The following is a 14,203-nucleotide window of genomic DNA, read 5'->3' as shown; positions in this document are numbered from 1 at the left end:
TTTGCACGCCAAACAAACCTCAATGGAAATCCCGCGACGGCGGCAGGATGCGGACGTTGCGGGGATGGCGGATTTTTTGCGCGGGCATGTCCGCGAGGGCGCGAGGATCGTCGTTAAGCGGCTCGACCACGGTGGCTCCTGCCGGCACCGGATGCTTGCCGCCTAGCGCATCGTTGGCGAGCCCCACCAGATCGTGCGAGCGGTCGATCATGCGCTGGGCAATGAGATGCGTCACCTTTTCGGGGCTGCTCTGGATATAGCCTTCAACCAGGATGAGGCGCGCGCCCATCACTTCTTTCCGGTACTGCTCCATGATCTTGGGCCAGACCACGACATTGGCGATGCCAGTTTCGTCCTCCAGCGTCATGAACACGACGCCGCTGGCGCTGCCCGGCCGTTGCCGGACCAGAACCACGCCGGCGCAGCGGACGCGGCGCCGCTCGTTCTCATGGCTGACCTCCTTGCAGGCGACGACCCGCTCGCGCGTAAACATCTCGCGCAAGAATTCCATCGGATGGCCCTTCAGCGACAGCCGGATGGTCTGGTAGTCCGCGACCACCTGCTCGGAGCGCGGCATCACCGGCAGCGGTTGTGCGTGCTCGTCAGGCTGCTCGCGCGCGGTCGCCGCCTCGAACAGCGGCAGCGGCACGTCGTCGGGCAGCCGTCGCACCTGCCACAGCGCCTCGCGGCGGTCGAGCCCCAGCGAGCGGAACGCATCGGCATCGGCCAGCAGGATCAGCGCACGCTTGGGCAGGCCAGTGTCGCGGGCAAAATCCTCCAGCGAGGTGAAGGGACGGCGGTTGCGCGCCGCGATGATGCGGTCGGCCCAGTCTTCTTTCTTGTCATTCCCGGGCGTCGCGTCAGCGATGAACCCGGAATCCATTTCTCCAGGCGTATGCGGCTCGATGGATTCCGGGTTCGCGCCTTTCGGCGCGCCCCGGAATGACAGCTGGGAGCGCTTCAGGCGCTCCTCATCCTCATCCAGCCAATGGAAGCCATCGATCTGACGGAAGCCGAGGCGCACGGCGCAATACTTGCCATCTGTATTTTCCAGCGTGTTCTGCGCAAAGCTGTAGGACACGTCGATGTCGCGGACCTCGACACCGTTCTTGCGGGCATCGCCGACGATCTGCGCCGGGGCATAAAAGCCCATCGGCTGCGAATTCAGGAGGCCGCAACAAAAGGCGTCGGGATGGTAATGCTTCAGCCACGAAGAAATGTAGACAAGCTGCGCAAAGCTCGCGGCATGGCTCTCCGGAAAACCGTAGGAGCCAAAACCCTTGATCTGGTCAAAGCAGCTTCTGGCGAAGTTGGGATCGTAGCCCCGCGCCACCATGTTGCCGATCAGCTTCTCCTCGTATTGGCCGATGGTGCCGACATTGCGGAAGGTCGCCATCGAGCGGCGCAGGCCGTTGGCCTCCTCGGAGGTGAAGTGCGCGGCCTCGATCGCGATCCGCATCGCCTGCTCCTGGAACAGCGGCACGCCCAAGGTCTTGTGCAGCACCTTGTAGAGTTCGTCCTTGTCGCCGTGCTCCGGCGACGGCGAGGGATAGCTCACCTTCTCAAGCCCGTTCCGCCGCCTTAAGTAGGGATGCACCATGTCGCCCTGGATCGGCCCGGGGCGCACGATCGCGACCTCGATGACGAGATCGTAGAAGGTCCGCGGCTTCAGGCGCGGCAGCATGTTCATCTGGGCGCGGCTCTCGACCTGGAACACGCCGAGCGACTCCCCGCGGCACAGCATGTCGTAAACCCTGGGATCATCCTGCGGAACGCTCGCCAGCACAAAACGCTCACCCTTGTGGTCCGCGATCAGATCGAAACATTTCCTGATGCAGGTCAGCATGCCCAGTGCGAGCACATCGACCTTCATCATATGAAGTGCGTCGACGTCGTCCTTGTCCCATTCGATGAAAGTGCGGTCGTCCATCGCGGCATTGCCGATCGGCACATAGGTGTCGAGCCGGTCCTGGGTCAGCACATAACCGCCGACATGCTGGGAGAGATGCCGCGGGAATTCGATCAGCTCGGTGGCAAGCTCGACCGCGAGGTTGATCATGGGATTTTGCGGATCGAGCCCGGCCTGTCTGACCTGCATGTCGTTGAGGCCCTTGCCCCAGCTGCCCCAGACGGTGTCGGCGAGCGCGGCGGTGACGTCCTCGGTCAGGCCCAGCGCCTTGCCGACGTCGCGGATGGCGCTGCGCGGGCGGTAATGGATGACGGTGGCGATGATCGCGGCGCGGTGGCGGCCATAGCGGCGGTAGACATATTGCATCACCTCCTCGCGCCGCGAATGCTCGAAATCGACGTCGATGTCGGGCGGCTCCAGCCGCTCCTTGGAGATGAAGCGCTCGAACAGGAGATCGACCTTGGTCGGGTCGACCGAGGTGATGCCGAGCACGTAGCACACGGCCGAATTCGCCGCCGATCCGCGCCCCTGGCACAGGATGTTCTGGCTGCGCGCGTAGTGGACGATGTCGTGCACGGTGAGGAAATAGTGCGCGTATTTCAGCTCGGCAATCAGCGCGAGCTCTTTCTTCAGGGTGGCGCGCAGCTTGTCGTCGATGTTGTCGACACCACCAAAGTATTTGTCGACGCCCGCCCAGGTCAGATCCTCCAGATGCCCCTGCGCGGTCTTGCCCGGCGGCACCGGCTCGTCCGGATACTGGTATTTGAGCTGATCGAGCGAGAAGTCGACCCTGTCCGCAAAACGCATGGTCTCCGCGATCGCGTCAGGAAAATCGCGGAACAGCCGCGACATCTCGCGTGGCGTTTTCAGGAATCGCTCGGCATTGGCCTCGAGCTTCCGCCCCACCGCCTCGATCGTGGTCTTCTCCCGGATGCAGGTCAGCACATCCTGAAGCGGTCGGCGGCCGGGATCGTGATAGAGCACCTCGTTGGTTGCGAGCAGCGGCACTTTTGCCTTTGCGGCGAGATCATCGAGCCGCGCCAGACGACGACGGTCGTCGCCGCGATAGAGCAGGCTCGCCGCCAGCCACACACCCTCGGCGCGGCTGGCTTTGAGCTTGGCGAGGACATCCAGCGCCTGCGCCGGCTCGAAGCGATGCGGCAGCGTCAACACCAGGAGCTGGTCTTCTGAAAACTCCAGGAGATCGGCAAAGGTGAGATGACACTCGCCCTTCTCGATCCGCGTGATGTCGTCGCCGCGCTTGCCCCTTGTGAGAAGCTGGCACAGCCGGCCATAGGCCGCGCGATCGCGCGGATAGACCAGAATGTCAGGCGTGCCGTCGATGAAGACGATGCGGGCGCCGATCAGCAATTTCGGCTTGTGCAGCACCTTGTCATTGTCGAGCTCCTTGTAGGCCCGCACCACACCGGCGAGCGTGTTGTGGTCGGCGATGCCGATCACCGGAATCCCCAAAGCGCTGGCCTGATGCACATAGGCGCGCGGATCCGAGCCGCCGCGCAGGAAGGAGAAATTGGTGGTGATGCCGATCTCGGCATAGGCGGGCGTATTCATGCGAAGAGACCGTGTACATACCAGCCGGGAGACGCAGGCTTGCCGTCGCCGTCGAACACCTCGCCTTCATAAAGACCGTCGCGAAAGATCCAGAAGCGCAGGCCCTCGGCATCCTCGATGCGGAAATAGTCCCGCGTCAGCTGCTTGCCGTCCTGCCGCCACCATTCCATGGCGATGCGCTCGGGCCCTTCCACCCGCACCACCGCATGCAACGCGCGGCGCCAGGTGAATTGGTGCGGCGGGCCATCAGGCACGGTCGCGAACGGCACCTTGATCGGCTCCGGCTTGTCGAACAACCGCAACGGGCGCAGCGGCGGCTCGCTCTCGGTGCGAACAGGCCATTCGGCCTGCATGGCAGACGTGAGATGATGCTGCGCAGGCGCGGCCAGCACCGCGCTTTCGGGAATATGGGTATCCTCAGGCAGATGTACGACGACACGTTTTCCGCCGATGCGCGCGGCGATACGGTCGATCAGCGCGGCAAGCTCGTCATTGTCGTGGACATGGGCGTCGAGGTCGCGCTGCTCCTGCACCACGATCTCGGTGCGGCTCGCCGACAGCCGCACCATGTCGAAGCCGAAACCGGGATCGAGCGGATCGGCGAGCGCATCGAGACGCTCCCGGAACAGGCGATCGACGACCGCACTGCGCGTCACCGGACGACCGGTCTCGACCATGATGGCGCGCACCACGCCGTCGGTGCGGAAGAAGGCAGCCTCCAGCCGCCGCGCGCCTTTGCCCTGCTTCTCCATGGACGCAATCAACGTGTCGGCCAGCCGCGACAGCGTCATCGCAATCATCGTGTCGGTCGCGATCGGTTCGGCAAAACGCTTCTCGACGATGTAATCGGGCAATGGCTTGCGCGGATTGATCGGCGTATCGCCCTGCCCCAGCGCGTGCGCGAGCAGGGTCGAGAACCGCGCACCGAACCGCGCCGTGATCTCGCTCGGCGAGCGCGAGGCGACATCGCCGATGGTCTTCAGGCCGGCGCGGCGCAGGCCGGTGGTGATGGCCTCGCCCGCACCGAGCGCGGAGACTGGAAATGAACTGATCGCCTCCGCCTCCCCGCCATCGGCCACAATGGTGCCTGTCGCCTGCCGCGTCAGCGTACGCGCGCAGACCGACGTGCCGGCGATTGCCGCGCTGACGGCAAAGCCCTGACGGGCGAGGGCACGAACCAGAGTCTGCAACAATGCCGCTTCGCCGCCGAACAGATGCGCGCAACCGGTGATGTCGAGGAACAGCCCATGCGGCGGATCGAGCGCCACCAGCGGCGTGAAGCGGTCGCACCAATCGGCGATGTCGCTGAGCGTCTTGGCATCGGCCACAACATCGGCGTCGAACACCCGCAAGTCCGGACACATCGCCCGTGCATTGGCGAGCGGCTGGCCGATATGCAAACCCAAACGAGACGCCGCATCGTCCAGCGCATGGATCACCAGCGCGTTGTTGTCCTTGATGACGACGACGCTTGGCGCGTCTTTTTGTTTTGACGCGTTTTCTTCACGCGAACCGGTACCCACTTCGCTTGAAAACGCTTTGGCCTTATGCAGTCCGGCGCTGCCAAGGAACCGCTGGATCCGGTCGATGGGCAGGCGCGGCAGCCACAGGCTGAGAATACGTCGAGGGTTCACTGAACTGGCACTCATCACAATTCCATTCCATGATCCACCGGCCGCACGGGCCATGACGATTGCGCAAGAGCTCGGCATCGATGCGCGGCGCGCCCCAGGCACTCCACAACGGGCCCGGCGGCGAATGCGCCGCGCGCAGCATCCATCGCGTCTCCGCGGTCGAAGGCAGCGGCTGCGCGGCCATGCGCAGCATCAGACCGGTGACGCCCGAACCTTGCGCGGCCAGCGTCAGCTTGCGGCTCGCCACGAGATCGAACTGCCTGATCTCGCCCCAGAGCTCGAGCACGACGGCACCGAGCGCATCGCAGGCGAGCGCATCGGCCGAGGTGCGCAGCGCGCTCTCGACATCAGCCGCGCGCACCATCACCACGCGGCGCGGATCGAGGCCGAACTCGGCGAGCCCGCTCATCGACAGTGCACCGGTTTCAATTTCCGAAAAATCCTGCCGCACCCACAGCAGCGGCCGACGCGCGCTCACGCGTCCCGCAAGGCCCATGACAAACCCCGTCGCGGTCGCGCCCTGGCGCCCTTCGCAAAATATCTCGTGGACCGACGCGCGCGCGAGCCCGCCCTTCAAGACGCTGTCGATCTCGCCATGGCCGAGCGCAATGCGCTCGTGCTGATGCACGACCTCCGCGGTCTCGATGCGCTCGATCTGGCCGCGCAAGGTCGCAAGCGCGCTGATGCGTGCGCCGCTCATATACGCCGCTCCTTCAGAGATGATTGCCGAGGTTCTCAAAAATAAGAACCTGCGGCTGGCTCATTTGTTCATGATATGTTCTAATATAAAGCTAACGACGGCCAGAGAGTCAATCGAATTGGCGCTCTGTCGGATTCATGAGCGGAATCAATAGGATTCGTGTGCCATGTACCTCATCACCCTGGACAGTGAGACCGATTTCGACGGCTGGCGCAAAGCCGCACGCGCATTCGCGCTGCACCACGTCGCCCCGGCGGACGTGGTGTGGCACGTGCAAGGCCAAACGAAAGACCCGGGACCCGGCCTGTCCGAAGCGCCGAGCCTTCCGCCGATCGAAACCGAGAGCACGTTCACCGTGCCGGCCAATTTCATCGAGCTTGCCCGCATCGCGATCCTGCATCGCGACGACGAGCGTTTTGCTCTGCTCTATCGCCTGCTCTGGCGATTGAAGGCCGATCACGACCTGCTCGCAACGATGAGTGATCCCGACGTAGCGCAGGCAACCACGATGGCAGGCGCGGTGCAGCGCGATGCGCAGCGAATGCGCGATCTCGTCCGCTTCCGCGAGATCGGGCGCGAGCAGAAGGCGCATTACGCCGCCTGGTTTGAGCCGGAGCATCATATCGTCGCGTTCGCCGCGCCGTTCTTTGCGCGTCGTTTTGCCGACATGCCCTGGTCCATCCTCACGCCTGACGTTTGTGCCCATTGGGACGGCCACGCGATCTCATTCACGCCGGGGATCAGCCGAACGGAGCGGCCGCCCCCCGGCCGCCTGGAAGAAACCTGGCGGCGCCATTTCCAACCCGACCGGCTGACGACGACCGAAGCGCCGGTGAAACGCCAGAGGAACCTCGAGGACGCATCGATACTTGGACCTCTGCTCGCTGACGCCGAACGCTGGACCGGCGGACGCATCGTCCAGCGGCCGGAGGCTCCGATGACACGCAAGACTGCTGCCGACGATCTCGAAGCGCTCCGCGAGGAAGCCGCCCATTGCCGCGCCTGCCATCTCTACAAGGACGCGACCCAGACCGTGTTCGGCGAGGGTCCGAAGAACGCCAACATCATGCTGGTCGGCGAGCAGCCCGGCGACAAGGAAGACCTCGCCGGCCACCCCTTCGTCGGCCCGGCCGGCCAGATGCTCGACCGCGCGCTGGAGGAGGCCGGCGTCGACCGCAAGAAGGTCTATGTCACCAACGCGGTGAAGCACTTCAAATTTGTGCCGCGCGGAAAGGTCCGCCTGCACCAGAAGCCGAACACGCCGGAGATCAGGGCGTGCCGACAATGGTATGAGCGGGAAGTTTCGGCAATCCAGCCCGATCTCATTGTCGCGATGGGCGCAACTGCAGCGCAGAGCGTGTTCGGCAAGATCACCCCAATCGGCAAGAACCGCGGCCGGCTGATCGACCTCCCCGACGGCCGCAAGGCGCTGGTGACGGTGCACCCGTCCTATCTGCTGCGGCTGCCGGACCCGGAGGCCAAGGTGCTGGAATATCAGCGCTTTGTCGAAGACCTGAAGATCGCCGCCGGCCTGCAGAGGAAATCCGCGCGCGCCGCCTAAATACTGGCGAGAAAACGCTTTTCAACCAGCGCTTGTCATCCAGCCTTCAAATCCATCGCGGACAATACCCTTACCTGAAAGTTAAGGGGCGTCCACATGACCGATGTAGCATTCGACCGCGCGGTAGCCGATCCCGCGCCGATCCAGCCGGCCTCACGGCCCAATCTCGACAAGGGCTTCAACCCGCTGACGATGATCCTGTTCTTCGGCATCCTCGCCGCGGGCCTGCTGTTCGTCGCCTACAGCATCTATGTCGACGTCAATGCCACCGGCACCAAGGTCACGACCTTCCTGCCCTACATCCTGTTGTTCGTCGCGCTGCTGATCGCGCTCGGCTTCGAGTTCGTCAACGGCTTTCACGACACCGCCAATGCGGTCGCGACCGTGATCTACACCCATTCGCTGCCGGCTGAAGTCGCCGTGATGTGGTCGGGCTTCTTCAACTTCCTCGGCGTGCTCCTGTCCTCCGGCGCGGTCGCCTTCGGCATCGTCTCGCTGCTGCCGGTCGAGCTGATCCTCCAGGTCGGCTCCAGCGCCGGCTTCGCCATGGTGTTCGCGCTGCTGATCGCCGCGATCCTGTGGAATCTCGGCACCTGGTTCTTCGGCCTGCCCGCCTCCTCCTCGCACACGCTGATCGGCTCGATCATCGGCGTCGGCATCGCCAACGCCGTCATGCGCGGCCGCGACGGCACCTCGGGCGTGGACTGGAGCAAGGCCACCGAGATCGGCTACGCGCTGCTGCTGTCGCCGCTGGTCGGCTTCGCCTGCGCCGCCGTGCTGCTGCTCGTGCTCAAGTTCATCGTGCGCAACCCGGCCCTCTATGCTGCGCCCGAAGGCAACAAGGCGCCGCCGCTCTGGATCCGCGGCCTCTTGATCCTGACCTGCACCGGCGTCAGCTTCGCGCACGGCTCCAATGACGGCCAGAAGGGCATGGGCCTGATCATGCTGATCCTGATCGGCACCGTGCCGACCGCCTACGCGCTCAACCGCGCGCTACCGGAATCCCAGGTCGCCCAGTTCCAGAAGACCTCGGACGCCGCCGCCAGGGTGATCTCGGCCAAGGGCGCCGGCCACAGCATCACCGGCGATCCCCGTCCGGCGGTGACCCAGTACATCGCACTGCATCACATCAATGAAGGCACCTATCCCTCGCTCGCTGTGCTGGTGAAGGACGTCGGCGACCAGGTTGCCAAATACGGCACGCTGAACAAGGTGCCGGCGGAAGCCGTCGGCAACACCCGCAACGACATGTACCTGACCTCGGAAGCGATCCGCTTCCTGATGAAGGACAAGGAGAACGATCTCAACAAGGAGGAGATCGCGACCCTCAACGCCTACAAGGGCTCGCTCGATGCCGCCACAAAGTTCATCCCGAACTGGGTGAAGATCGCGGTCGCCATCGCGCTCGGCCTCGGCACCATGATCGGCTGGAAGCGCATCGTGATCACGGTCGGTGAGAAGATCGGCAAGTCCCATCTCACCTATGCGCAGGGCGCCTCCGCCGAGCTCGTGGCCGCGGCCACGATCGGTGCCGCCGACGTGTTCGGCCTGCCGGTCTCGACCACGCATGTGCTGTCGTCGGGCGTCGCCGGCACCATGGCGGCGAACGGTTCGGGCTTGCAATGGTCCACCATCCGCAACCTGCTGATGGCCTGGGTGCTGACGCTGCCCTGCGCGATCATGCTGTCGGCCACGCTCTACGTGATCTTCTCGCGGATCTTCTGAGCACCTCTGCTCTCCCTCTCCCCGTTCTTACGGGGAGAGGATTGGGGTGAGGGCTGCTTCCGCGATCACGGTAAGAGACGGACTCGCGGAGAGTCCCCCTCACCCGGAATCCGCGCTACGCGCGCATTCCGACCTCTCCCCGCAAGCGGGGCGAGGTAAGTGAAGAGCCGGCCTTAAGACGCCGCCAGCGATTCCTCGACCAGCTTGACCCAGTAGGATGTGCCGAACACGATCGCCTCGTCGTTGAAATTGTAGGCGGGGTGATGCAGGCCGGCGCTGTCGCCGTTGCCGCAGAAGATGAAGGCGCCGGGGCGCGCTTCCAGCATGTAGGCGAAATCCTCGCCGCCCATCAGCGGCGGCATCTCGTGCACGTTGGCTTCCCCTGCGACCTGCTTCGCAATACGCCGCGCCACCTCGGTCTCGGCGGCGTGGTTGTTCACGACGGGATAATTGCGCTTGTAGCGCAGGTCGATCTTGGCGCCAGTGATCTGCGCCACGCCCGCCACCACCTCGTGCACGCGCTTCTCGACCAGCTTGCGCACCTCCGGCGACAGCGTGCGGATAGTGCCCCTCAGCGTCGCGGTCTGCGGAATGACGTTGCGGGCATTGCCGGCGTGGAATTCGCAGATCGAGATCACGGCCGATTCCAGCGGATCGACGCTGCGCGCGACGATCGACTGCAGCGCCGTGATCACCTGTGCACCGACCAGCACGGAATCGATGCATTTGTGCGGACGCGCGGCATGGCCGCCGAGGCCCTCGATCATGATGTCGACCTCGTCGGTCGCCGCCATGATCGGGCCCGGCCGGATCGCGAACGAGCCGACCGGAATGCCCGGGCCATTGTGCATGCCGTAGACCTGCTCGATGCCGAAGCGTTCCATCAGGCCGTCCTTGACCATGGCCGCGCCGCCGGCGCCGCCCTCCTCGGCGGGCTGGAAGATCACGATCGCATCGCCGGCGAAGTTGCGGGTCTCGGCCAGATAGCGGGCAGCGCCAAGCAGCATCGCTGTGTGGCCATCATGGCCACAGGCGTGCATCTTGCCCGGGTTCTTGGAGGCGTAAGGCAGGTTGGTCTGCTCCTCGACCGGGAGCGCGTCCATGTCGGCGCGCAGGCCGATCACCTTGAGCCCCTCGCCGGCCGGCTTGCTGCCCTTGATCACGCCGACCACGCCGGTCTGGCCAAGGCCGGTCACGACCTCATCGCAGCCGAACTCGCGCAGCCGGTCGGCGACAAATGCTGCGGTGCGATGGACGTCGTACAGCAGTTCGGGATGCTCATGGATGTCCCGGCGCCAGGCCTGAATATCGGGTTGGAGGTCGGCGACACGGTTCACGATGGGCATGGAGGGTCTCGAGCTTTGTTGGGAATACAGGACTGTCTACCATGCAAGCGTCAGTCCACCCAACTCCCCGGGATCGGGGCCTGGCCCTGACGAACGGGCATGGCCGGGCTTGTCCCGGCCGGGCGGGTCTGCCTATTAGGACGGAACGTTAAGTAACCATCCGGGTGGAAGCAGAATGCCGAGACGGCTCGAAGGTGAATTTGACTACATTGTCGTCGGCGCCGGCACGGCGGGCTGCATCATCGCCAACCGGCTCTCGGCAGATTCCCGCAATCGGGTGCTCATTCTCGAAGCGGGCGGCGACGACAACTGGATCTGGTTCCACATTCCCGTCGGCTATCTCTTCGCGATCGGCAATCCGCGCTCGGACTGGATGTTCAAGACCGAGGCCGAGCCAGGCCTGAACGGCCGGGCGCTGGCCTATCCCCGCGGCAAGGTGATCGGCGGCTGCTCGGCGATCAACGCCATGATCTCGATGCGCGGACAGGCCGCCGATTACGATCACTGGCGTCAGCTCGGCATGGCCGGCTGGGGCTATGATGACGTGCTGCCGCTGTTCAAACGACTGGAGGACCACTTCCTCGGTGCAAGCGAACATCACGGCGCCGGCGGCGGCTGGCGCATCGAGGCACCGCGGCTGTCCTGGGACGTTCTTGATGCCGTGGGCGATGCCGCGGAAGAAATGGGCATCAAGCGCATCCCGGATTTCAACACCGGCGACAACGAAGGCACCAGCTATTTCCACGTCAATCAGAAGCGCGGACGGCGCTGGTCCTCGGCGCGCGGCTTCCTCAAGCCCGCGCTGAACCGCCCCAATTTGCGACTCGAGAAGCACGTGCTGGTCGACCGTCTCATCATCGAGCAGGGCCGCGCCGTCGGCGTGCGCTTCATCCAGAACGGCGAGATCATTGAAGCGCGTGCAAAGCGCGAGGTTGTCCTCTCGGCCGGCGCGATCGGCTCGGTGCAGGTGCTGCATCGCTCCGGTATCGGGCCTGCCGACTGGCTGTCGCCGCTCGGCATCGACATCGTCATGGACAAGCCGGGCGTCGGCCGCAATCTGCAGGATCATCTGCAGCAGCGGGCGATCTACAAGGTCGAGGGCGTGCGCACGCTGAACGAAACCTATTACAATCTGTTCCGCCGCGGCCTGATGGGGCTCGACTACGCTTTCCGCCGCCGTGGGCCCCTGACCATGGCGCCGTCGCAGCTCGGCATCTTCACGCGCTCCGATTCGACGCGTGCGCGCGCCAACATCCAGTTCCACGTGCAGCCGCTGTCGCTCGACAAGTTCGGCGATCCCCTGCACCGCTTCCCCGCGATCACGGTGAGCGCCTGCAATCTGCAGCCAACCTCGCGCGGCACCGTGCGGCTGCGCGCGACAACGCCTGATGAGAAGCCGATCATCGCGCCGAACTACCTGTCGACCGACGACGACCGCCAGGTCGCCGCCGACGCCATCCGCACCACGCGGCGCCTGATGCAGCAGAAGGCACTGGCAAAATATCACCCCAGCGAATATCTGCCCGGCCCCTCCGTCGGCGACGACGACGCCTCGCTCGCGAAGGCCGCCGGCGATATCGGCACGACCATTTTCCATCCCGTCGGCACGGCGAAGATGGGTGCGGCGAACGACCCGATGGCCGTGGTCGACGAACGCCTGCGCTTCTACAGTCTCAGCGGATTGCGCGTGGTCGATGCCTCGATCATGCCGACCATCACCTCGGGCAACACCAACACGCCGACAGCGATGATTGCGGAGAAGGGGGCGACGATGATCCTGGAGGATGCGAAGTAGCATCGCATCGCCATGATCAGTCACCGCTTTTCAATCGGTCCCGCCGACGCGCAGATCTCCATGTTGCAATGGGGCGAGAGCGGAAAACCGCCCGCGCTCCTCGTGCACGGCACCGGCTTCATTGCCGATGTCTGGGACGAGGTCGCGCGCGAGCTTGCGTCGACCTACACCGTTTATGCGCTCGACCGCCGTGGTCATGGCGCCAGCCACAAAGCCGAGTCCTACCATTTCCTGGATTTTGCCGATGACCTTTGCTGGGTGGTTGACGCGCTCGACCTGAACGAGATCTACGGCGTCGGCCACAGCGCGGGCGCGACCGATCTTCTGGTCGCGGCGAAACGCTTGCCCGGACGCTTCATACGCCTGTTCGTGATGGAGCCGACCGTGATGGACCCGCGCGCGGCGCGCTCCGGGACATTGAGCGAGGAATCCCTGGCCCTCGTGGAGGGCACGCTGCGCCGCCGGGCCGAGTTCGACAGTGCCGATGCCGTGTTCGAGCGCTACCGCTCTGCGCCGACGTTTGCGGATTGGACCGAGACCGCGCTCCGGGCCTATGTGCAACACGGCTTCGTGCCGCTCGACGAAGGCCGGGTCCGGCTTCGCTGCACGCCGGAGACCGAGTCGGCGATGCTGCGTCCGATCTGTGAGGCGATCGAGCAGGTTTACGCTGGCGATGCCCGCGGCAATCCGTTTGGAGGGCTCGCCGAGATCGACTGCCCTGTCCGCGTCATGACTGCTGTGAAGTCCGGGCCGATCTACAAGGAGATGGCACGACGCGCCGTGTCGCTGATTCCGCACGTCAGTACGGCGGTCTTCGAGGGTGCCGGGCACTGTGTGGCGCAGGAAGTGCCGGCAGCCGTGGTGGAAGCGATCCGGGAGTTCGCGAAATAGGTCTCGTGCCCCACCACCTCACGAAATCGTCATCCCATCCGGGAATAAGTCCCTCCCTCCCCCGATCACCTCCGCGAAGCCCAATTCCGGGCGACGTGGAGAGGCGCGATGAGCGGACAAGATCACGGGGATGACGGCGTCAGCCGCCGCAAGGTGCTGGAATGCATGACCTGGGCCGGGACCGGGGTGCTCTGGACCGTCACGGGTGGCGTGCCGCGCTCGCTCGGCATCATCGATTCCGCGCAAGCTGCAACTGCGGCGACGCCCGGCATGAGCTTCCTCCAGATCAGCGACAGCCATGTCGGCTTCGACAAGCCGGCCAACCCCAACGCGCTCGGCACGCTGGAGGAGGCCGTGAACAAGATCAACGCAATGCCGGCAAAGCCCTCCTTCATGATCCACACCGGCGACATCACGCACCTGTCGAAGGCCGTCGAGTTCGACGACGCCGAGCGCATCATCTCGCAGACCAAGCTCGACGTGCATTACGTTCCAGGCGAGCATGACTTCATCGACGAGGATGTAAAACTCTATCGCGAGCGCTACGGCCGCGGCACCAAGGGACACGGCTGGTATTCGTTCGACGCCGGCGGCGTGCACTTCGTCGGCCTCGTCAACGTCGTCGATCTCAAGGCCGGCGGGCTCGGCAATCTCGGCGCCGAGCAGCTCGCCTGGCTCGAGGACGATCTGCGCGGCAAGTCGAAATCGACGCCGATCGTGCTGTTCGCCCACATCCCGCTCTGGACCGTCTATCCCGAATGGGGCTGGGGCACCGAGGACGGCGGCCGCGCGCTGGAACACGTCAAGGGCTTTGGCTCGGTCACCGTGCTGAACGGCCACATCCACCAAGTGATGCAGAAGGTCGAGGGCAACGTCACCTTCCACACCGCGCGCTCGACCGCCTTCCCGCAGCCGGCGCCGGGAGCCGCTCCCTCACCCGGTCCGATGAAGGTCGAGGACGCAAGGCTACGCTCCATGCTTGGGGTCGCCAGCATCAACTTCAAGCAGAACGAGCAGCGGCTCGCGATCATCGACACGCCGCTGCAGGGCTAAGGCTGAACGGAAGCTGA

The 14,203-nt window shown here is 64.8% G+C and carries 9 protein-coding genes; 5 read left to right on the top strand and 4 right to left on the bottom strand.

What is annotated here, in order from left to right; all coding sequences use genetic code 11:
- Positions 1–19: 19 nt before the first annotated feature.
- From GGD63_RS08835 to GGD63_RS08825, 3 genes are read right to left on the bottom strand one after another with little or no spacing between them, the layout of a single operon-like run.
- On the bottom strand, positions 20–3,481 hold the full coding sequence (locus GGD63_RS08835; RefSeq protein ID WP_183240922.1) for an error-prone DNA polymerase: 3,462 nt from the start codon (positions 3,479–3,481) through the stop codon (positions 20–22).
- A complete protein-coding gene (locus GGD63_RS08830) occupies positions 3,478–5,130 on the bottom strand; it encodes a DNA polymerase Y family protein (RefSeq protein ID WP_183240920.1) in 1,653 nt (550 codons plus the stop codon). Before GGD63_RS08830 ends, GGD63_RS08835 begins: the two co-directional genes overlap by 4 nt.
- Positions 5,027–5,815: an ImuA family protein gene (locus GGD63_RS08825; RefSeq protein WP_183240919.1), complete on the bottom strand. Its 789-nt coding sequence runs from the start codon at positions 5,813–5,815 to the stop codon at positions 5,027–5,029. The genes GGD63_RS08830 and GGD63_RS08825 overlap by 104 nt, the downstream gene beginning before the upstream one ends.
- 166 nt (positions 5,816–5,981) lie before the next feature.
- On the opposite strand from GGD63_RS08825, the gene GGD63_RS08820 reads away from it, so the two are divergent.
- Positions 5,982–7,376 carry a UdgX family uracil-DNA binding protein gene (locus GGD63_RS08820; protein WP_183240917.1) on the top strand — a complete coding sequence of 465 codons (1,395 nt, stop codon included), beginning with the start codon at positions 5,982–5,984 and terminating at the stop codon, positions 7,374–7,376.
- Positions 7,377–7,472: 96 nt separating this feature from the next.
- Positions 7,473–9,101 (top strand): inorganic phosphate transporter, encoded by a 1,629-nt coding sequence (locus tag GGD63_RS08815; RefSeq protein ID WP_183240915.1) that lies wholly within the window; start codon positions 7,473–7,475, stop codon positions 9,099–9,101.
- Positions 9,102–9,274: 173 nt separating this feature from the next.
- Here GGD63_RS08815 and GGD63_RS08810 read toward each other — a convergent pair whose 3' ends face one another.
- Complete coding sequence (locus GGD63_RS08810) at positions 9,275–10,447, bottom strand: M20 aminoacylase family protein (RefSeq protein WP_183240914.1); 1,173 nt, start codon at positions 10,445–10,447, stop codon at positions 9,275–9,277.
- 175 nt (positions 10,448–10,622) lie between these two features.
- On the opposite strand from GGD63_RS08810, the gene GGD63_RS08805 reads away from it, so the two are divergent.
- From GGD63_RS08805 to GGD63_RS08795, 3 genes are all read left to right on the top strand, one after another.
- The gene (locus GGD63_RS08805) at positions 10,623–12,242 is read left to right on the top strand and encodes a GMC family oxidoreductase (protein WP_183240912.1); all 1,620 of its coding nucleotides are present in this window, start codon (positions 10,623–10,625) and stop codon (positions 12,240–12,242) included.
- A 12-nt stretch (positions 12,243–12,254) separates the two neighbouring features.
- Positions 12,255–13,133, top strand: coding sequence for an alpha/beta fold hydrolase (locus GGD63_RS08800; RefSeq protein ID WP_183240910.1), 879 nt, complete (start codon positions 12,255–12,257; stop codon positions 13,131–13,133).
- A gap of 108 nt (positions 13,134–13,241) precedes the next feature.
- Positions 13,242–14,186, top strand: coding sequence for a metallophosphoesterase (locus GGD63_RS08795; RefSeq protein ID WP_183240908.1), 945 nt, complete (start codon positions 13,242–13,244; stop codon positions 14,184–14,186).
- Positions 14,187–14,203: the final 17 nt, after the last annotated feature.

Origin of the sequence: Bradyrhizobium sp. cir1 (assembly GCF_014198245.1) — a bacterium.
Taxonomy (GTDB): Bacteria; Pseudomonadota; Alphaproteobacteria; order Rhizobiales; family Xanthobacteraceae; genus Bradyrhizobium.
The sequence above is the reverse complement of the archived record's forward strand: the minus strand, read 5'-3'. Positions and strand labels throughout refer to the sequence as shown.